The 21,183-nt window shown below is 65.1% G+C and carries 16 protein-coding genes; 13 read left to right on the top strand and 3 right to left on the bottom strand.

What is annotated here, in order from left to right; all coding sequences use genetic code 11:
- Nucleotides 1-101: 101 nt before the first annotated feature.
- The 4 genes from AC1DE1_RS00840 (at nt 102) to AC1DE1_RS00825 (ending at nt 7,809) form a co-directional block, all read left to right on the top strand.
- Nucleotides 102-3,668, top strand: a complete 3,567-nt coding sequence (locus AC1DE1_RS00840; protein WP_441602855.1) for an autotransporter domain-containing protein — start codon at nt 102-104, stop codon at nt 3,666-3,668.
- A 75-nt stretch (nt 3,669-3,743) separates the two neighbouring features.
- Entirely contained in the window at nt 3,744-6,164 is a 2,421-nt protein-coding gene (locus AC1DE1_RS00835) for a DEAD/DEAH box helicase (protein ID WP_441602854.1), read from the top strand.
- Nucleotides 6,161-7,027: a ribonuclease H-like domain-containing protein gene (locus AC1DE1_RS00830; protein ID WP_441602853.1), complete on the top strand. Its 867-nt coding sequence runs from the start codon at nt 6,161-6,163 to the stop codon at nt 7,025-7,027. Before AC1DE1_RS00835 ends, AC1DE1_RS00830 begins: the two co-directional genes overlap by 4 nt.
- Before the next feature lie 110 nt (nt 7,028-7,137).
- Nucleotides 7,138-7,809, top strand: a complete 672-nt coding sequence (locus AC1DE1_RS00825; RefSeq protein WP_441602852.1) for a MarC family protein — start codon at nt 7,138-7,140, stop codon at nt 7,807-7,809.
- A gap of 15 nt (nt 7,810-7,824) precedes the next feature.
- On the opposite strand, the gene AC1DE1_RS00820 is transcribed toward AC1DE1_RS00825, so the two are convergent.
- From AC1DE1_RS00820 to AC1DE1_RS00810, 3 genes are read right to left on the bottom strand one after another with little or no spacing between them, the layout of a single operon-like run.
- A complete protein-coding gene (locus AC1DE1_RS00820; RefSeq protein WP_441602851.1) occupies nt 7,825-8,553 on the bottom strand; it encodes a cytochrome c biogenesis CcdA family protein in 729 nt (242 codons plus the stop codon).
- Entirely contained in the window at nt 8,553-8,939 is a 387-nt protein-coding gene (locus AC1DE1_RS00815; RefSeq protein ID WP_441602850.1) for a thioredoxin family protein, read from the bottom strand. Before AC1DE1_RS00815 ends, AC1DE1_RS00820 begins: the two co-directional genes overlap by 1 nt.
- Before the next feature lie 27 nt (nt 8,940-8,966).
- The gene (locus AC1DE1_RS00810; RefSeq protein ID WP_477178239.1) at nt 8,967-9,470 is read right to left on the bottom strand and encodes a DoxX family protein; all 504 of its coding nucleotides are present in this window, start codon (nt 9,468-9,470) and stop codon (nt 8,967-8,969) included.
- A 276-nt stretch (nt 9,471-9,746) separates the two neighbouring features.
- Between AC1DE1_RS00810 and bufA2 the strand changes: the two genes are divergently transcribed.
- The 9 genes from bufA2 (at nt 9,747) to AC1DE1_RS00765 (ending at nt 21,132) form a co-directional block, all read left to right on the top strand.
- Complete coding sequence (bufA2, locus tag AC1DE1_RS00805; protein WP_441602848.1) at nt 9,747-10,031, top strand: BufA2 family periplasmic bufferin-type metallophore; 285 nt, start codon at nt 9,747-9,749, stop codon at nt 10,029-10,031.
- Between the two features lie 61 nt (nt 10,032-10,092).
- Complete coding sequence (gene bufB, locus AC1DE1_RS00800; protein ID WP_441602847.1) at nt 10,093-10,935, top strand: MNIO family bufferin maturase; 843 nt, start codon at nt 10,093-10,095, stop codon at nt 10,933-10,935.
- Nucleotides 10,932-11,723, top strand: a complete 792-nt coding sequence (locus AC1DE1_RS00795; protein WP_477178830.1) for an HvfC/BufC family peptide modification chaperone — start codon at nt 10,932-10,934, stop codon at nt 11,721-11,723. Before bufB ends, AC1DE1_RS00795 begins: the two co-directional genes overlap by 4 nt.
- A 77-nt stretch (nt 11,724-11,800) precedes the next feature.
- On the top strand, nt 11,801-12,745 hold the full coding sequence (locus AC1DE1_RS00790; RefSeq protein WP_441602845.1) for an AraC family transcriptional regulator: 945 nt from the start codon (nt 11,801-11,803) through the stop codon (nt 12,743-12,745).
- 467 nt (nt 12,746-13,212) lie between these two features.
- Nucleotides 13,213-15,204 (top strand): serine hydrolase domain-containing protein, encoded by a 1,992-nt coding sequence (locus AC1DE1_RS00785; RefSeq protein WP_441611437.1) that lies wholly within the window; start codon nt 13,213-13,215, stop codon nt 15,202-15,204.
- 3 nt (nt 15,205-15,207) lie between these two features.
- A complete protein-coding gene (locus tag AC1DE1_RS00780) occupies nt 15,208-15,588 on the top strand; it encodes an MliC family protein (protein ID WP_441602843.1) in 381 nt (126 codons plus the stop codon).
- A 229-nt stretch (nt 15,589-15,817) separates the two neighbouring features.
- Nucleotides 15,818-18,748: a TonB-dependent receptor gene (locus AC1DE1_RS00775; protein ID WP_477178829.1), complete on the top strand. Its 2,931-nt coding sequence runs from the start codon at nt 15,818-15,820 to the stop codon at nt 18,746-18,748.
- Nucleotides 18,749-18,972: 224 nt separating this feature from the next.
- Nucleotides 18,973-19,926, top strand: coding sequence for a prolyl aminopeptidase (pip, locus tag AC1DE1_RS00770; protein ID WP_441602841.1), 954 nt, complete (start codon nt 18,973-18,975; stop codon nt 19,924-19,926).
- A gap of 255 nt (nt 19,927-20,181) precedes the next feature.
- Nucleotides 20,182-21,132, top strand: a complete 951-nt coding sequence (locus AC1DE1_RS00765; protein WP_441602840.1) for a hypothetical protein — start codon at nt 20,182-20,184, stop codon at nt 21,130-21,132.
- Nucleotides 21,133-21,183 lie beyond the last annotated feature (51 nt).

Genomic DNA, 21,183 nt, shown 5'->3' with positions numbered 1-21,183 from the left:
TAAGACAACGCTAAGGAAAGGGCCGGACGGCGTAGCCAAGCTGTCATGGGTCTTACGCAATGCCATCGCAACACTTGCGGGCTTACGCCACAGGGGGCCCCATGAAGAAGAAGCTGCTCGTCGCCGGAATCCTGCTCGCGCTGGTCGATACCGCCCACGCCGCCACGTTCGAGATCACCGCCGGACAAACCTCCAACACCGCACAGACCCTCGCCGCGGGCCAGACGGGCACCATCGACGCCACCGGCACGCTGTCGATCGGCGGCAGCACGGCGGTCGCCGTCACCGTGACCGGCAGCAGCACGATCACCAACAACGGCAGCCTGATCGATACGACCACCGGCCGCGCCATCCGCGACAACACCGGCAACCTCACGCTCACCGTCACCAACGGTGTGGGCGCGTTGATGCAGACGGCGGACAACGACGTCATCCAGATGAACAAGGCGAGCAGCAGCGTCGTGTTCTACAACTACGGCAAGTTGGTTTCGTCCAATGCGTCACTCGGTGGCGCCCAGGCGATCGACTTCAATGCGATCACCACCGGTAGCAATAAGCTGTACAACTACGCCAGCGGTGAAATCGACGCGTACGAAGCGGACGCCGTGCGTCCCGGCGTCAACGGCTTTGTCTACAACGACGGCCTGATCAAATCGACCAACGCAGCGGGCAGCACCGACGGCAGCGATGGCATCGATGCGCAGAGCAATAGCGGCATCACCATCGTCAATGCCACCACCGGTTCGGCCAGCGTGGCCGGCACCGGCACCATCGAAGGCGCGCGCCACGGCATTACCGGCGGCAACACGGATGTGACCACCAGCGGCGCGTACACCTTGTCGGTGACCAACAACCTCGGCGGCACCATCCAGGGCGACAACGGCTCGGGCATCAATATCGACGGCTTCAACGCCAACGAAGTGGTGACCGTGGTCAACCACGGCACGATCACCGGCAACGGCGTGAATGGCGACGGCGACGGTGTCGACGTGGATGGCCTGGTCAACATCACCAACACCGGCACGATCAAGTCGCTGCATGCGTACAACGACACCAGCGAAGGCGTGACCGTGGGCGGCGGCACCATCGTCAACTCCGGCACCATCGAAGGCGACAACTCGGCGACCAATGGCGACGGCACCGTCAACACCGGCACGGGCCGCGGCATCACCCTGGCCGGCCTGGACAAGGACCCGACCACCGACGCGTCGATTCCCACCCAGGGCATCTATGGGAATACCAGCGTCACCAATAGCGGACTGATCCGCGGCCAGAGCGACTCCGCCATCGCCGTGACCGGCGCTGCCAACGCCTTCACCGTCACCATCACCAACCTTGCCGGCGGCACGCTGGAAGGCGGCGGCACGGCAGCGGCGGTTTACACCGGCGGCAACAACGCCACCGTGATCAACTACGGCACCATCACGGCCGACAGCAGCAACCTGGCGGTGGATCTGGGCAGCGGCAACAGCAGCCTGCAGATCCTGGGCGGCTCGGCAGTGATCAACGGCAATATCAATGGCGGCACCGGCAGCAGCACGCTGACCATTGCGCCCGGCGCCGGCAACAGCTTCAGCTATGCCGGTTCCATCGCGAACTTTGCCAGCGTGATGATCGGCGCCGGCACCACCACGCTCAACGGCGCCAGTACGTACAGCGGCAACACCACGGTCAGCGGCGGCACCCTGGTGCTGGGCAACAGCAGCGCGATCGGCACCGGCACGCTGGTGGCCGCGGCGCCGACGCTGGTCTATCGCAACGGCATCAACCTCGCCAATGCGATCAGCCTGCAAGGTGCAACGACGCTCGATGTGGATGGAAGCGATGCGGCCACGCAGTCGGGCGTCATTGGTGGCAGCTTCGGCATTAACAAGACCGGCAGCGGCACGCTCACCCTCACCGGCGCGAACAGCTACAGCGGCGGCACCACCATCAGTGGCGGCACGCTGCTGGGCAGTACCGCCAGCCTGCAGGGCAATATCACCAACAACGCGGCGCTGGTGTTCGACCAGGCCAGCGACGGCATCTACAACGGCGTGCTGAGCGGCACGGGCTCGTTCACCAAGAGCGGCAGCGGCATGCTGGTGCTCGACGGCAAGAACAGTTTTGCCGGCACCACCACGGTGCAGGCCGGCACGCTGGAAGTTGGCGATGCGAGCAATGCGTCTGCGACGCTGGGCGGCAATGTGCAGGTGGCCGCGGGCGGTACCCTGCGCGGTCACGGCACCATCGTGGGCAATGTCACCAACAACGGCATGCTGCAGCCGGGTGGCTCGATCGGCACCCTCACCATCAACGGCAATTACACGCAGGCTGCCAACGGCGCGCTGGTGATCGATGCGGCGCCCACCGGCCAGGCCGACCTGCTCACCGTCAACGGCAAGGCCAGCATCGCCGGCAGCACGGTGGTGCTGGGTACGACGGGCAACTGGGCTCCGCGCACCGACTACACCATCCTCACCGCCACGCAGGGCATCACTGGGCAGTTTGCTTCGGCCAGCAGCAATCTCGCCTTCCTCACGCCCACGCTGGCCTATGGCGCCAACAGCGTGACGCTGTCGCTGGAGCGCAACGACGTAAGCTTCGCCGGTGTCGCACAGACGCCGAACGAACGCGCCACGGCCACGGCGGTCGAAGCGCTGGGCTGGAATAGCGCCCTGTACAACGCCGTGGTGATGGCTGACGCAGCAACGGCGCGCCATGCGTATGACCAGCTCTCCGGCGAGATCTACGCCAGCACACGCACCGCATTGATGGACGATAGCCGCTACGTGCGCGACGCGATCAACGATCACCTGCTTGGCCTCAACAACAGCGCCACCGGAACCAGTGCCACCAACGACAACGGCGTATCCGCCTGGACCGCCGGTTGGGGCCATTGGGGCAATCACGATGGCGACGGCAATGCCTCGCGCCTGCAAGCGAACGGCAGCGGCCTGCTGGTCGGTGCGGACATGTTGCTGGGTTCGCAGGCACGCATCGGTGCGGTGGCGGGTTTTGGCCAGAACAGCGCGAATGTCGATGCCTTGGGTTCGTCGTCGCACACCACCGGCACGCACCTGGGTGTATACGGCGGTTTGCATGCCGACGCCTTCCAGTTGCAGGGCGCGGTGGCGTATAGCTGGCAGACGGTGGACAGCCATCGCTCGGTGGCCTTCGACACCTTCAACGAACGCTACAACAGCGAGTACGACGGCAACACCGGGCAGGCCTATATCGACGCGAGCTACGCGTTCGGCACGCCGGCCGCGACGTTCTCGCCCTTCCTCAATGTGGCCTATGTGCGTCTGCACACGGATGCCGCCAGCGAAGGCGATGGCGCCGCGGCGCTGGACGCGAATGCGCAGACCGATTCGTCCACCTATGCCACGCTCGGCCTGCGCAGCGCGTTTGCGCTGGATGCCAGCGGCGGCCTGCGTGCGCACTTCAGCCTGGGTTGGCAGCACGCCTGGGGTGACACTGCCACCAGCAGCGCGTTGCGCTTTGCCAACGGCAACCTGGCCTACACCGTCGATGGCGTGCCGGTGGCTCGCAATGCGGCAGCCTTCACCGGCGGGCTGAGCTTCGCCTTGTCGCGTAACGTCACGGTGGATGCCAGCTACAACGGCCAGTTCGCCAGCCGGGCGAACGACCAGGCGGCCCGCATGAGCCTGACCTGGATGTTCTAAGCCACGCCGCACCGGGCCGTCTCAGGGATTGAGACGGCCTGCGGGTGCAATGCCATCCCCCGATGGAGCGCACCGATGAACGCCTTGCCTAACCCCATGGCCCAACGCGCGGTGCGCGGCGACGGTGCGCTGGCTGCACCCGTTTCCGGCGGCGACCAGCTCGCCCGGCGGCTTGCCAAACGTTACGGCGACCGCATCACCGGCTCGTTCGTCCTCCCGGGACGGGAGGGTCAATTCGCTCCGCTACCCGGCGACATGCCGCCAGCACTTGCCCAGGCGCTGCGAGCACGCGGTATCCATCAGCTCTATGCGCATCAAGCCCAGGCATGGAATGCCACCGCTGCGGGCGAGCATGTAGTGATTGCCACGCCCACCGCCTCGGGCAAATCGCTGTGCTACACCTTGCCGGTGATCAGCGCAGCGATCCGCCAGCGCGCCAAGGCGTTGTTCCTGTTTCCCACCAAGGCCCTGGCGCAGGATCAGGTGGCGGAGCTGCTGGAACTCAACCAGGCCGGCGACCTCGGCGTCAAAGCCTTCACCTTCGACGGCGACACGCCGGGCGATGCGCGCCAGGCGATCCGCCTGCATGGCGACATCGTGGTGAGCAATCCGGACATGCTGCATCAGGCGATCCTGCCGCATCACACCAAGTGGGCGCAGTTCTTCGAGAACCTGCGCTACATCGTGATCGATGAGGTGCATACCTATCGCGGCGTATTCGGCTCGCACGTGGCCAACGTGCTGCGCCGCCTGCAGCGCGTGTGTGCTTTCTACGGGGTGACGCCGCAGTTCATCCTGTGCTCGGCGACCATCGGCAATCCAGCGGAGCATGCGAGCGCGCTGATCGAACAACCAGTCACCGCGATTACCGAAAGCGGTGCTCCGGTGGGCGAGAAACATGTGCTGCTGTGGAACCCGCCGGTGGTCAATGCGGATCTGGGCCTGCGTGCCTCGGCGCGCTCGCAATCCAACCGCATTGCGCGCACAGCGATCCGGGCGGGACTGAAGACGCTGGTGTTCGCGCAGTCGCGGCTGATGGTGGAAGTGCTCACCAAGTATTTGAAGGACGTGTTCGACAGCGATCCGCGCAAGGCGCCGCGCATTCGCGCTTATCGCGGCGGCTATCTGCCCACCGAACGTCGCGCGGCGGAGCGTGAGATGCGGGCGGGACAGGTGGATGGCATCGTCAGCACCTCAGCGCTGGAACTGGGCGTGGATATCGGTGCGCTCGACGTGGTGGTGCTCAACGGCTATCCCGGCAGCGTCGCCGCCACCTGGCAGCGTTTCGGTCGCGCGGGTCGACGCCAGCAGGCCTCGCTCGGTGTGCTTGTCGCCAGCAGCGATCCGCTTGACCAGTATCTGGTGCGTCATCCGGAATTCTTCCAGGACGCCACGCCGGAACATGCGCGCATCGCCGCCGACCAGCCGCTGATCCTGCTCGATCACATCCGCTGCGCCGCCTTCGAGCTGCCCTTCCGCGACGGCGAGCTGTTCGGCCCGCAGGACGCCACGCCATGGCTGCAGGTGCTTGCCGAAGAAGGCGTGCTGCATCAGGAAGGCGAGCGCTTCGAATGGATCGCCGATAGTTACCCCGCCAACGCGGTGTCCTTGCGTTCGGTGGCCGACGGCAACTTCGTGGTGGTGGATCGTACCGATGGTCGCCAGACCATCGTGGCGGAGGTGGACTTCAGCGCGGCCTCGCTCACCTTGTACGAGGGCGCCATCCATATGATCCAGTCGGTGCCCTACCAGGTGGAGCGGCTGGACTGGAACGGCCGCAAGGCCTTCGTCACGCGTACCAACGTGGACTACTACACCGACGCCATCGACTACACCAAGCTCAAAGTGCTGGAGGCATTCGATGGCTCGCCGGCCGGCAATGGCAGTGCGCATCACGGCGAAGTGCATGTAGCGCGCCGCGTGGCGGGCTACAAGAAGATCCGCTATTACACCCACGAAAATATCGGCTACGGCCCGGTGAACCTGCCCGACCTTGAACTGCATACCACCGCCGTGTGGTGGCAGTTGCCGCAACGCGCGCTGGAACAGGCGTTCGATCATCGCCAGGAGGCGCTCGACGGTTTCCTAGCGGCGGCGCATGCCTTGCATATCGTGGCGACGGTGGCGGTGACGGCCGAAGCGCGCGACCTGCAGAAGGCCGTGGGTAGCGGCGACGGTGCGTGGTTCGCCACGCCGGACGCCAACGGTCGCGCGCAGCTTCGCTCGGGCTTCGGCGAGGGCGAGCCATCGATGAGCGGCCCCTTCGTGCCCACGCTGTATCTCTACGACGCCTTTCCTGGTGGCGTGGGACTCAGCGCACCGTTGTATGAGCGACGCGAAGATCTGGTGCGCCTCGCGCGCGAACTGGTGCGTCGTTGCGATTGCCGCGGCGGCTGTCCTGCCTGCGTTGGCCCGGTGCTGGCCGCGGACGAACAGAACGAGCGTTCGCTGAAATCGCTCGCTACGCGTGTGCTCGACCTGATCGTCGCCCTATGAGCGCGCTGGCCGATAAATTGCGCGGCCTGCGTCGCCAGGCCGGCGTGGTGCCGCCCGCACCCGCCGCCGTGGCTGTGCCGGCGAAGCCGCGTCCCGCGTTGCCGGACAACATCGCGCAGCTGCTCGGCATCCGCCAGCGCACGCAAGGCGCGGCCGCCACGCCACGACGCAAGGCAAGCATCGAACCCTCGTCGCTACCCGGGCAGACCATCGCACCCGGCCTGCAGCTGTGCGAAACGAGCAGCGCGTGGCCGCCCGAACCGCCTGCCTTCCATGCCGCGTTTGCGCGCGTCGACGAAGAGATCGCCGCGGAACGACTGGTGCTGTTCGACACGGAAACCACTGGACTGGCCGGCGGCACCGGCACACGCGCCTTCATGATCGGCGTGGGCGACTGGCATGAAGGCCGCTTTCGCGAACGCCAGCTGCTGATCACCACGCTGGCCGGCGAAGCGGCCATGCTCGATTGCTTCGCGTCGTGGCTGCGTCCGGATGCGGTGCTGGTGAGCTACAACGGCAAGTCGTACGACTCGCCCTTGCTCAAGACGCGCTTTCGCCTGCACCACCGTGCGTGTCCGCTCGAAGGATTGGCGCATATCGACCTGCTCCACCCCGTGCGGCGCCGCTGGCGCGGTGCCTGGGAGAACTGCCGCCTGGCCACCGCCGAGCGACAACTGCTGCAGGTCGTGCGCGAGGACGACCTGCCCGGCTCCGAAGCGCCGGCCGCGTGGCTGGGCTATTTGCGCGGCGGTTCGGCGCAGGCGCTGCATCGCGTGGCGCGGCACAACAGCCAGGATCTGCGCAGCCTGGGCGGCATCCTTCACCGCTTCGCGACACCCGACGAGGCAAACACGCAGGCATGAGGGGCGCGGTCGGCGGATCGACATGCTAGGTTTTCCCCGCGGGCTGCCAGCGGGCCCGGTGCGCCACACATCGTGATCCCACCGCAAGCCTGCCCCGGGGAGCTGCGAGCATGCTGAGAGATTTCACCCAGACCGCCCTGCTGCTCATCACGGGCCTGTTCCCGATCATCAACCCGATCGGCTCGGCCTTCATCGTGTTGAGCATGGTGCCCAACACTACGGCTGCCGAACGCACCGAACTGGCCTGGCGCGTCACCACCAACAGCTTCGCCATCCTGCTGGTGTCGCTGCTGATGGGCGCCTACGTGCTCACCTTCTTCGGCATTTCCATTCCGGTGCTGCGCGTGGCGGGCGGCATGATCATCGCGGTGGCGGGCTGGAACCTGCTGCAAAAGCCCGACGATGACGATGCCGCCAACGAGAAGGCGCAGGAAGTGAACCCCGGCTCGCGCAGCGGATCGCTGGCCGCCAAGACCTTCTACCCGCTGACCCTGCCCTTGATGGTGGGTCCGGGCTCCATCTCGGTGGCCATCGCGCTTGGTACCAGCTCGCCGAAGGATGGCTTGTCGGCCGTCCACTTCCTCGGCGTCGCCGCTGCGCTGGTGGTCTTATGCGCCAGCATCTACATCTGCATGCGCTTCGCCGACACGCTGGAGCGATGGCTGGGCTCCGGCGGCACCAAGATCGTGATGCGCCTGTTTGCGCTGGTCACCTTCTGCATCGGCATGCAGCTGTTGTGGGTGGGGTTGTCGGACCTGCTGGCATCGGTGAAGTGGCGCTAGCGTTGCGCAAGCACCTTATAGCGACGTGGTCAGGCGAGTCAGCCAATCCGGGCTGACCGAAAGCACCAGTGCTTCGAAGCGGCGGTCCAGGCCGCTGATCACCAGCACGCCGATCACCACGAAGCAGGCACCCAGCAGCGATTTGGCCACGCTGCCCGCCGACATCAGTGAGCCGCGCATGCGTGTCATGGCGGCGCCTGACACCGTGCTCAGCGCCAGCAGTGGCAGTCCGGCGCCGAGGCCAAACACCAGCATCAACAGCGCGATCTGCACCAGATGCGTGCCCTGTGCCGCCAGCGTGGTCGCCGCACCCAGGGTCGGCCCCACGCAAGGACTCCACACCAGTCCCAGCAGCAAGCCGATCAGGAACTGGCTGAAGCCGCCTTCGCCACGCACCGAACCCAGCGCCTGCTGACTTCGGTTGCCCAGCTGCGCGGTGATACGCGCAAACGTACGCTGCAGCGGCGGCAACAGCATCACCAGGCCGAACACCACCATCAGCACCGCGGCCGCAACGCGCAAGGTGCCAGCCTCCAGGCCGATCGAAGCACCGAGCGTGGCGAGCAGGGTTCCGGTCAACGCGAACGAAAGACTCAAGCCCAATGCCAGCGCCGCGACGCCCCACCGATGCCGGGACAGCGCCGATGCGATCAGGATCGGCAGGATGGGGAGCACACACGGCGACAACAGCGTCGCCATGCCGGCCAGGAAACCCAGCACATAAGTGCCCAGACCAAAATCCATCAGAGCGCCTGCTCAAGCACCGCGCGAATGGCAGGCTCTGTCGTCTGGCCAGTGGAGCGCGTTACCTCGTGGCCCTGCTTGAAAACCACGAACGTCGATTGCTGCGTGACTTTGAGCGATTTCTCCAGCGCCGTTTCCTTGTCAAAGTCCGCTACGTAGATGGTCACATCCTTTAGCCGTGGTTCCTTTGACAGGCGATCCACGATGGGTTGCTGCGCGCGACAGGTCGGACACCAGTCGGCGTGCAGGTACACCACGACGGGCTTGCCCGCGGCCAGCGTCCGCACATAGGACGCCTGGTCGAAAGGCACTTCAGCGGCGGCTGTGGTGCCGGCCAGCGCCAGCAACAGCGTGCCGAACATCCATCGGTGAAACTTGGTTTTCATGATCACGAAGACTCCTGTGCCCCACCGTCAGTCGATGACAGGGATGGCCATGCGCGCTGACGGTGTCGCCTCGGATGCGGTGCGAATTCCCAGCGCCCGCGCCAGCAGCGTGTCGAGGCTGGCCTTGCCCGGGCCGCTGATCAGCAGCCAGAAGAAGATCAGGCTGTAGACGATCTCGTCGGCTTCCACGAAGTCATCCAGGCCCGTGAGGTTGGCCGATACGACCAGCACCACGGCCACCGCCATGTTGATGAGCATGGGGATGCACACCAGGCGGGTGAACAGGCCGAGCATGATCAGCAGGCCGCCGAGCAATTCCGTCCACGCGGACAGTCCCGCGCTGAACGCCGGGAAGGGAATGCCCCAGCCGACGAAGCGCTGGGTGAAGCCATCGAGGTTGTGCACCTTGGCGATGCCGGTTTCCAGCCAGAAGTAACCGAATACCACGCGCACCACCAAGGGCCCGAGCCATTCGATGCGCTGTAGCCATGCGAGCAGTTGCGTTGCCTTGTCGGCGAGGTAGGGGCGCATGACGTCAGCTTCCGGGGATTGAGGTGCGGGCATCATGCGAAGCGCTGGCGATCGCCGCCATGGCTGGTCGTCCATGCTTTCTTGCCCGCCGTCCGGTCCTGCGCGACACCTCCATCGCCGGACGATCGGGCACAAAAGGGAGACGCGTGGGGACAGCGCGCGGCTGGCCGTCTGTCGAGAATGCTGAAGTCGGCAGTGCTTGGCCATGGTGTCCGGGCCCGACGTTGTCCATCCAAGCCGCCAGCAAGCGGCCGTCCACCTGTCAGGAGTGTTTCCATGAAGACCAACAAGCTCAACGGCGCCGCCATGGCGATGATGGTTGCCGGCCTGTTCGCCGTCACCACGATGTCCGCTTCGGCGGCCGAGAAGACCGACGGCAGCAAGTCGGCCGATACCGCCAGCGTGAAGTGCATGAACTCGTCGTCCTGCAAGGGCCATGGCGCCTGCAAGCAGGCCAGCAATGCCTGCAAGGGCCAGAACGCCTGCAAGGGCCAGGGCTTCACCATGCAGAAGAGCCAGCAGGAATGTGACGCCGCCCAGGCAGCCGCCAAGGCCTCCTGAGCTTGATCGCGGGGCTTTCGGCCCGCTCGAAAGCCCCGCGCTTTTTATCGCGAGAAACGCCATGCCCACTTCCCGCCAGCTGCCTTATCTGGGCTTCGGTCTCGGCCTGCGCGTCGATCACTACGAAACGCTGATCGACGAACCGTCCAACGTCCAGTGGCTGGAGATCGTTTCGGAAAACTATCTGGTTCCCGGAGGCCGGCCGCTGCGCTGGCTGGAGCGTTTTTGCGAGCGTTTCCCGCTGGTGATGCACGGCGTGTCGATGTCCATCGGCGGCACCGATCCACTCGACATGGCTTATCTCGACCAGCTTGCGGCCTTGGCGCGACACGTCGAACCTGCCTGGATCTCCGATCATCTGTGCTGGACCGGCGTGCACGGGGTCAACCTGCACGACCTGATGCCGCTGCCATACACCGAGGAAGCGCTGGTGCATGTGGTGGACCGCGTGCGCCGCGTGCAGGACAAGCTGGGGCGGCGCATCCTGCTGGAGAACGTGTCGAGCTACATCAGCTTTGCGCAGTCGCAGTTGACCGAGTGGGAGTTTCTCGCCGCCGTCGCCGAGCGTGCCGATTGCCTCATCCTGCTCGACATCAACAATGTGCACGTGAGCGCGCACAACCATGGGTTTGCCGCGCTGGACTATCTCGACGGCCTGCCGCCTGCACGCGTGCAGCAATTCCATCTGGCCGGCCACGAGCACGGCGGCGAGTTGTTGATCGACACGCATGATGCACCCGTGGTCGATGCCGTGTGGGATCTCTACGTGGAGGCCGTGCGGCGCTTCGGTCGCGTGTCGACCATGATCGAGCGCGACGACCACATTCCTCCGCTCGCCGAGCTGCTGGTGGAACTCGACCATGCCAGGTCGCTGGCCGACGCGCTGATGCAGGAAGCCGCGTGAGCAATCTGCGCGCCCTGCAGCTGCAACTGGCCGATGCGATGCTGGCGGGCGGCACGCCCTTGCCCGGCTCGTTGCGCGGTGACGACAGGGCCGACGAGTCGAGCCGGCTCGCCATCTACCAGCATGGCTATCGCATGCGTCTGCGCGAGGCGCTGGCAACGGAGTTTCCCGGTCTGGCCCTGCTGTCCGGGCGACGCTTCGCCGGGCTGCTGGACGACTACGTGGCCGCGCATCCCTCCACGCACTTCAATATTCGCTGGCATGGCGCAGGCCTCGCCGGGTTTCTCACCCGCACGGCGCCATGGCGTGACCGGCCCGAACTGGCCGAGATGGCGCGACTGGACTGGGGCATTTCCACCGCGTTCGACGCAGCCGACCATGGCACGGTCAGCGCCGCCGAACTGGCGGGCATCGCGCCCGAGGGATGGGCGGCATTGCGGCTGCATCCTCTGCCGCACGCGCATCTGCTGCGCAGTACCTGCAATATCGATGCGTTCCGGCGTGCGGCCGACCGGGGCGAGCCTCGTCCGGCGTTGCGGCGTTGGCGCCGGCCACGTCATCTGCTGGTATGGCGGCCGGCGCTGGACGTGCGCTACCGGCAGGTTGAAACGCGCGAATTGCCTGCACTGCTCGGCGCCCTCCATGGCGACACCTTTGCGCAACTGTGCGAACGCCTCGCCCAGCGTCATGGCGATTCAGACCTGCCCCGCATGGCCGCCCTGCTGGCGCAGTGGCTGGGCGATGGGCTGATCGGACAGCTGGCCCTGCCAGGAGGATCAGCCCTCTAAGCGGTCATCCAATCGGCGATGTAACCGGCAGCCTACCGGCGGCGAAGTCCTTGATGAGACCCGCCGGAAGGAACCCCATGTCCATCGAACCGAATCCGTCGCTACCCGCCGGCCCGCGCCCGCGACTGGTGGAACCGGCGTTGGAGTCCCTGCTCAACCGGTCGATGCTGCAGGTGCAGGTGGTCGCCGAGCTGCATCGTTGCGGTTCGTGGTTTGCGGATGCACCGCGCTATGAGTGCGGCTTGTTCCATCTGGTGGGCACCGGCCGCTGCCAGGTGGAAAGCGAGGAACTCGGCGGCGCGGTGACGCTTGAAACCGGCGACCTGGTGATCTTTCCGCACGGTGCGCCGCATCGGCTCAGCGGCATCGGCGGTGACGGGGACGGGGACGGGGACGGGGACGGGGACGACATGCTGCAGACCAGCCTGATCTGCGGCGAGTTCCGCTTCACCGGCAGTTCCCAGCATCCGCTCAATCTGGCCTTGCCCGCCTGCATGGTCATCCATGCCGCCGACGCCAGCGCTCCGTTCCGACAGCTGGCTTCGACCATGGCGCAGGTGGTGCACGCCGACTGCGCCGGCCGCCTTGTGCTGCTCAACAAGCTGGCCGATGCGTTGTTCACGCTGGCGATCTGCGATTACTCCCGCACCACGGAAGAACGCCAGGGCCTGTTTGCCTCACTGGCCGATCCGCGTATTTCCCGCGTGCTGCAGGCCGTACACGACCATCCCGGCAAGGCCTGGACCATGCAATCGATGGCCGCCCTGGCCTGCATGTCCCGTTCCGCGTTTGCCGAGCGCTTCACCCAGCTGATGCGGCAGCCGCCGATCCAATATGTCACGCAGTGGCGCGTCAGCGTGGCCGAGCAGTTGTTGCGCGACCGCCAGCAATCGGTGGCGGGCATCGCCCAGCAATTGGGCTATAGCAGCGAAGCGGCCTTTCGCCGCCTGTTCAAGCGTGTGAGCGGCCGATGTCCCGGCCGTGTGCGCGGCGAAGGCGTGCACGCTGCTGCGTTGAATTGAGTGCGACTCAGCGCGAGGGCGGCATGCACTTGCGCCCAGAACATCGAATGGGGGTTCACTGGTTTCTCGCATGCCTCGGCCGGCTTGAAGTCCTGCATGGCGAGTCTGTAGAACGCCAGCAGCACGGTCTTGGGGTCTTTGCCGGCATCCGCCGCGGACAGCGGGCGGACGACCAGCAGGCACAGCAGCAAGGACAGCCAACGCTTCATCGCAGTTCCCCTATCGATGGAACGGTCAGGTCGCGCTTAGCCGTACGCTCGGTGGCAAGGCCGCGCCGTCCGGACCGGACCGCATCGCGGCGTCTGTATGGCACGGCGTAGCGCGTGCGCTGTGGAGGCCACGCGCACTGGCACGCCATCGCAACCTGTGTAGACTCCCCCGGACCACCCGTGTCTCCGACCATGTCGCGCCGGGTCGCCGTTCCGGCGCGTGACAACAGAGCGTTTCCCTCGCTGCGAGGTACCTCCATGTTGATGCGTTGCGTTGTGTTTGTCGGGCTGTTTGCACTGGCCGCTTCTTCGCTGGCCGGCACCGCGACCTCACCTGCTGCACCGGCCGCGGGCGCGGCGGTGAAGGCCGATGCTCCCAAGAGCACATCGTCCGGCACGCAATTCATGCTGCCCTCCGACTGGACGCTGCACGCCAGCGGCAACAAGCTGACGCTCAATCCGCCCGAGGCCGGTTCGCAGGCCGTGCTGGTGGACGTGAAGGCCGGCACTCCCGATGACGCCGTGGCGCAAGCGTGGAAGGCCTATGCCCCCGCCAAGACCTGGCCGCTGCAGGTGGCGACCGATGTATCCCCGCGCGACAACTGGGACCAGATCCGCATCTACAACTACGAGACCTCCGCCAACGACAAGCGCGGCGTCACCGCCATCGCCTACCGTCATGGCGACCAGTACACCGTGCTGATCTACGACGTGGCCAATGCGGTGGGCGAAAAGCGCGCCTCGCAACTGCGCGCGATCTCCGACCGCCTGTTGCCCAAGGGCTACCAGCGCGAGAGTTTCGCCGGCAGGCAGGCGCATCCGCTCGATGCGGCGCGCATCGAAACGCTCAAGAGTTTCGTGGACGATGCACGCAAGGCGTACGACGTGCCGGGCGTCGCCATCGGCCTGATCGATCACGGCAAGGTGGTGTTCGCCGGCGGCCTGGGCGTGCGCGAGATCAACAAGCCCGAGCCGATCGACGCCGACACGCTGTTCATGATCGCCTCCAATACCAAGGCGCTGACCACGCTGATGCTGGCGCGCGAGGTCGATCAAAAGAAATTCACCTGGAACACGCCCGTGGTGCAAGTGATGCCCAGCTTCAGGCTGGGCGACGCGGCAACCACCAGGCAAGTGCTGATCAAGCACCTGATCTGCGCCTGCACCGGCATGCCGCGGCAGGACATGGAATGGCTGCTCAACAGTCGCGACGCCACGCCGGAGACAGTCTTGCGGGCATTGTCGGGCATGCAGCCCACCAGCAAGTTCGGCGAGCTGTTCCAGTACTCCAACCTGATGGCGGCAGCGGCCGGTTATATCGGCGGCCATGTGCTGTATCCGGATATGGAGCTGGGCGCGGCCTACGACCTGGCGATGCAGAAGCAGGTGTTCGATCCGCTCGGCATGAAGATCACCACCTTCGACTACGACCGCGCCCTGCTCGGCGACCACGCCACGCCACACGGCATGGATGTGGACGGCCATACGGCGGTGGCCGGCATGGGCATCAATGATTCCATCCGCGCGGCGCGTCCCGCCGGTGCGGCGTGGAGCGCGGTGAGCGACATGCTGCGCTATGTGCAGATGGAGCTGGCCAACGGCATACTGCCGGACGGCAAACGCTACGTATCAAAAGAAGCCTTGCTGGAACGCCGCAAGCCGAACGTGGCGCTCGGCACCACGGCCACCTATGGCATGGGCCTGATGGTGGATCACACCTGGGGCGTCCCGGTGGTGCATCACGGTGGCGACCTGGCCGGTTTTCATTCGGACATGCTGTGGTTGCCCGAGCAGGGCGTGGGTGCGGTGATCCTCACCAATGCCGACGCCGGCGTGTTCATACGCGGACCGTTCCAGCGCCGGCTGCTCGAAGTGCTGTTTGACGGCAAGCCGCTGGCGCAGGGTGACATCGATGCCGGCGTGAAGCGGCTGAAGGCGGAGATCGCCGCCCAGCGCAAGCGCCTGACCGTGCCCGCCGATCCCGCCCAGGCAGCCAAGCTGGCGGACCGTTATCGCAACCCGGCCGTGGGCAGCATCCAGGTGGATCGCAGCGGCAAGAACCTGGTCTTCAACTTCGGCGCGTGGCATAGCGATGTGGCGTCACGCAAGAACGACGACGGCTCGCTGTCGTTCGTGACCATTTCGCCGGGATCCGATGGTTTCGAATTCGTCGTCTCCGGCACGGCGGACAATCGCAAGCTGGTCCTGCGCGACGACCAGCATGAATACGTCTACGACGAGGTGAAGTAAGCCATGAACGCTTTGCATCGCAACGGGCTGCGCCTGGTATTGGGCGCGGCAGTCTCCGTGGCTGGCGCCACGGCGCTGGCCGATACGCTGAACGTGCCGGAGATCCCGGTGGACGGGACATTGCAGCGCAACTACCAATGCCAGGCTGGCAAGTCGCTCAAGGTGACGTACTACAACAGCCATGGCGGCCAGAGCTTTGCGCTGCTGTTGGTGAAGGACAAGCCCATGTTGTTTGTCGACACCATGGCCGGCTCCGGCGTGAAATACGTGGCCGGTCCGTATACGTGGTGGACCAAGGGCAACAACGGCGACCTGTACGACATGACCGCCGGCCCGAACGCAGCGCCCATCGTTGCCGGCTGCACGTCGTCGTCCAGCAAATAGACGACAGTCTCCTCACCTCGCTGAACCGGGGAGCGCGTCTCCTTCAGCACCATGAACGAACTTGCTGCGTCGCATGATGACAGCGGCAAATTCTCTCGCTCATGCTCCCCCTCCACGCAGAAACCTACCGCCCAAAGTCTGACCGCAAGAAATTGCCGGTCATGTCCAAGTGCGTTTCAGCGTGCTGCACCGGGGGGTGCAGTCATCGAATCACGTCATGGGGAAGGGAATGAACGGTCGCCGCTCGCAGGTTTTCGTCGCAAGTTTCATCGGGGCCAAGCGCCCACTCACCGTTGCATGTGCCGCTGCCCTGATCGCCTTGGCGGCTGCGCAACCGGTGTTTGCGCAACAGGCACAGGATCCATCCAGCACGCCGCAGAGCACCCAGCCGACGCCGGCTACGAAGCCTGCAAAGACCGACCAGAACGCGCTGCCCAAATCGGAAGACCGAGCCGCCACGCTCGATGCGATCACCGTCACCGGCATCGCGGGCAGCATCGAGAATTCAATCAAGGCCAAGATGAACTCGGACAACATCATCGAGGCCATCTCCGCCGAAGACATCGGCAAGCTGCCCGATGCGAGCATCGCCGAAAGCCTGGCGCGCCTGCCCGGCCTCGCTACGCAACGCGTGGATGGTCGTGCCAACCAGATTTCCATCCGCGGCCTGGCGCCCGACTTTGCCGGCACCACCTTGAACGGCCGCGAGCAGGCCACCATCGGCGAAAACCGCGGCGTCGAATACGATCAATACCCTGCGGAACTCATCAGCGGCGCGGCGGTGTACAAGACGCCTGATGCGAGCCTGATCGGCCAGGGCCTGTCCGGCACGGTGGACCTGCACACGCTCAAGCCGCTGGACTTGTCCACCCGTACCATCGTGGCCAACCTGCGCGGCGAGTACACCACCAACGGCAAGAACAACCCGGGCTCGGATGTGGGCGATCTTGGCCATCGCGCCAGCTTCTCCTACGTCGACCAGTTTCTGGATCACACGCTGGGCCTGGCCATCGGCTTCGCCCAACTCGATTCGCCGATCCAGGAAAAGCAGTACCAGGCGTGGTGGTGGAGCCTCAACAACGGCCCGGGCAGCATCGAAGGCGCCTGGGGCGGACCACATTCGCCGGGCCTGCCCGACGGCGTGCTCTCGCAGGAAGGCATGCAGCTGCGCGCGCAGTCGGAGAACCAGTTGCGCAACGGCCTGATGGCCGTGCTCGAGTGGGCGCCGAACGACTGGTACCACTCGACGCTGGACACCTACTACTCCACCTTCAACGAAAAGAAGACCACCAACGGCGTGCAGTGGGCGAGCGGCCCCTATGACAACGCCGGCCCCGCCGTGTACAGCAATGTGGGCGTGGTGCCGTCGCAACCCTATCCGGTCGTCACGACTGGCACGATGGATGGCATCCGGCCGATCCTGCAGAACGAGTACACCAAGGAACACGACAAGCTGTTCTCGGTGGGCTGGAACAACCAGTTCGAATTCGGCGGCGGTTGGCAGGGCGTGGCGGATCTGTCCTATTCCAGCGCGAAGAAAGACCTGCACGACGCCTACCTGTTCACCGGCATTCCTGGCCAGGGCACCACCAGCGTGCAGTTCGCCACGCCGCTCAACTACGGCTTTCCGAACTTCAACGCGGGCGTGAACCCGGCCGATCCATCGGGCATCCAGTTCACCGACCCCGATGGCTACGGCTACAACGGCCGCCAGGAGTTCGACCACCAGAACGATGTGATCAAGGCGATCCGCCTGCAGGTCTCCCATCCGGTGGGCTGGATCTTCAGCACCGTGGATGTGGGCGTGAACTACTCCGACCGCAAGAAGACCAAGTCGGCGGACGTGCAATTCGCGTGGCTCAACGGCAACGGTTCGACCGGCAGCACCTACCAGCCGGGCTACTCGGTACCGGTCAATCCGGCCTTCCTGTACGGACCCACCTCGATCAATTACGGCGGCATCGGGCCGATCCTCAACTACAACGTGCTGGCGGCGCTGAACAGCCAGTTCTATCTCACCGACGGCAACGGCCAGGGCGACTGGGCGCGCAACTACAGCGTCGAGGAGAAAGTGCCGGTCGCCTACGTGAAGTTCAATATCGACACGATGCTGGGCAACGTGCCGCTGCGCGGCAATATGGGCGTCCAGTTTGTACACACCGACCAGTCGTCGACAGCGCTGCAGACCAACGGCAACACCCTGGTGGGCAATATCAGCGGCGGCACCACGTACAACAACGTGTTGCCCAGCCTGAACCTGGCGGCTGAGATCGCCGACCAGCAATACCTGCGTTTCGGTTTCGCCAAGACCATGACGCGCGGACGCATCGATGATGAGAAGGTCGCCACCTCGGCCGGCGTGTATCAGGTCACCGATGGCCCCGCGGCCGGCCAGGTGCTGTGGACGGGCAGCGGCGGCAATCCGGAGCTCAAGCCTTATGTCGCGGTGGGCACGGACTTGTCGTGGGAGAAGTATTTCGGCAAGTCCAGCTACGTCGCCGTCGCGGTGTTCAACAAGAATCTGTTGAACTACATCTACAACCAGACGGTGCTCAACTACGACTTCTCCAAGTACGTCAACAACGATCCGACCCTGGTGCCGACCAGCAACATCGGCTCGTTCACCACGCCGGAAAACGGCACGGGCGGCCGCATGGAAGGCCTGGAACTGTCCGGTGCGCTCGAAGGCGCGCTGATCGCCCGTCCGCTCGACGGCTTCGGCATGCAGGCCAATTTCTCGCTGACCAACAGCACCGTGCCGGTGAGTTCGGTGTCCTCGATTCCGGGCGCGCCGTCCACCCTGCCCGGCCTCTCGCGCAAGGTGGCGAACCTGGCGTTCTACTACGAGAAATACGGCTGGTCGGTGCGCATCTCCGAACGCTATCGCTCCTCCTTCACCGGCGAAGCGATCGCCCTGTTCGACCAGCTGGGCTATCAGCAAGTGCTCGCCGACAAGCAGACCGATTTCCAGGCCGGCTACAACTTCACCGATGGCTCATGGAACGGCCTGTCGGTGCTGCTGCAGGTCTACAACCTCACCAACTCGGCGTACAAGACCGCGCAGATTTCCGCGCTGCCCAATGGCGTGTCGATCGGACGTCCGCTCGACTACAACACCTGGGGCCGCACGGTGATGTTCGGCATCAACTACAAGCTCTGATCGGGTTACGACCCGCCTCGCCTTAACGCCCCAGGGAAGCGGCATGAAGGAAATTGGCGGATGGATCGGGTGGGCGCTGGCCATCGTTAGCACGATGGCCAGCGCCCATTGTTCGCCCACCATGGCTCCGTAGCCTTCACACTGTGGGAGCGCACCCTGTGCGCGACTGCCCCACGAGACCAGGGATGGCTATGCTGGGACGAGCACTTCAACGGAGAACACCCGTGCGCGAGCTATACCCCGAGATCGAGCCCTACCGCACCCATCGCCTGCGCGTGGATGACATCCACGAATTGCACGTCGAGGAATGCGGCAATCCCGATGGCCTGCCGGTGGTGTTCCTGCACGGCGGCCCGGGGGCTGGTGTGTCGCCGTATCACCGCCGCTTCTTTGACCCGGCGCGCTACCGCATCGTGCTGTTTGACCAGCGCGGCGCCGGCAAGTCGACGCCGCATGCGGAATTGCGCGACAACACGACCGTGCATCTGGTCAGCGATATCGAAGCCATCCGCGAATTCTTCGGCATCGAACGCTGGGTCGTGTTCGGTGGCTCGTGGGGTTCCACGCTGGCGCTCGCTTATGCGCAGAAGCATCCCGAACGTGTGCTCGGGCTGGTGCTGCGCGGCATCTTCCTCGGCCGGCCCGGCGAGCTGCGCTGGTTCAACGAACTCGATGGCGGTGCGCGCTGGATCTTTCCCGAGCGATGGGAACGCTATCTCGCGCATATCCCCGAGGAGGAACGCCATGACATGGTGGAGGCGTACTGGCGACGCCTGGACAGCGACGACGAGGCCGTCCGCATCGCCGCGGCGATCGCGTGGGGCAATTGGGAGGGCGGCAGCACGACGCTGGTCCACGATCCCGACGAGCCCGGCAGTTTCGAGGACCCGCATGCCGCCGTGAGCGTGGCACGCGCGGAAGCACACTACTTCCGCCACCGCGTCTTCCTCGAGCCGGATCAGCTGCTGCGTGACGTGGACCGTGTGCGGCACATCCCCGCCACCATCGTGCATGGCCGCTACGACATCATCTGTCCGGTGAAGAGCGCCTGCGACCTCGCCAATGCATGGCCAGAGGCGGCATTCCATATCGTGCTGGCCGGTCATAGCGCGGCCGATCCCGCCATCGTGGATGTCCTGGTCAGCGCGACGGATGCCTTGGCCGATCGCTACGTGTGATGCCGGAGCAGCAGATCGCCACGCGTGCGCACAACGTGTGCCGCGTGGCCGATATCTCCCCCTTGTCACCGACGGGTGACTGGGGTTTGATGCAGTCATCTGGCGACGACGTCCCCCTTTGTTGCGTCGCCTGAACTCAGAAAGATAGACGCGATGCTGCGGCATTCGCGTGTCTGACCGGACCCAACGACTCCGGCCGGATGGATGTGCCTGGCTTCAGGGGTTGTCGAACTGCCACGCCAATGAGGGACTGACATGCGCGCACGCAAAGCTGGAAACACGCTGGGTTTTCTCGTCGCCGTTCTGATGTTGCTGGGAGGCGCTGTCCATGCTGCGCCATCGACTGATGCAAGCCAGGCTGCTCCCTCGCTGGAATTTGTCGCCTCGCCTTTTGCCGACTTCCTGTTCTATCTGCTGCATCGGGACAACGCGAACTTCCCCGACCTGCGAGCGTCCGTGCCGCTCGATGACGTCAAAGAGCTCAATACCGGTGCCTTTCTCCCCGCGTACGCGATGGTGTCGGATATCCGCAGCTACGCCGACCTGTATCGGCTCGCCTACACCTATGACAACAGCGCTGCACTGGTCGCAGCGTTGAAGCAGGGTGAGTCGCACTTCCCCGCGTTCATGGCCTACTGGCGGCGAAACGTGGAACCCAGGGAGCAGGAGACCATCGCTGCATGGAAGGCCGAAGAGGCGAAGGCCCGCAACGTCGAGCGGCTGGAAGGACTCACGCGCTTGCGCTTTCCCTATTCCACGGTGAAGGTCGCGGTGATCGCGCTCGGCCCGCTCGGTGGAAACATGCAGAATCCCCCGATCATGTTTGCCACCATGAAAGATGCGAGCCTGCCTGCGGTGGTGGGCTACGACGGCACCCACATGATGCTCAGCGGCCACGCTGACGACTGGAAGAAGCGCCACAAGGCATCGCAAGCCATCAACCTGATCTATGCGCACGGCGGCACGGCTTACGACATCGAGGAAGCACTATGCCTGCTCATGCAGGCCAAGCTTCCGGCGACCTATGGGACAGGCGCCGGGCAATCACCCGCCGATATCGGCGATACACCACGTCGCGTGCTGTTGCGCGCGATGGAGCGGGACTGGGACCGCTATCGCGCCGACCCGTCGATGAATGCGACGGACTTCGCCATCGACGAAACCATCCGCACGTTCGGTGCGACAGGCGTCGCCACACTGCCCTGAGCACGCTTGCGCATCGCCAACCGCCGGCTAAACGCAGGTTCTTCCGGCAAG

It is taken from the genome of Dyella sp. 05T440, assembly GCF_056395965.1.
Note: the sequence above shows the minus strand (reverse complement) of the source record. Positions and strands in the feature narration are given on the sequence as shown.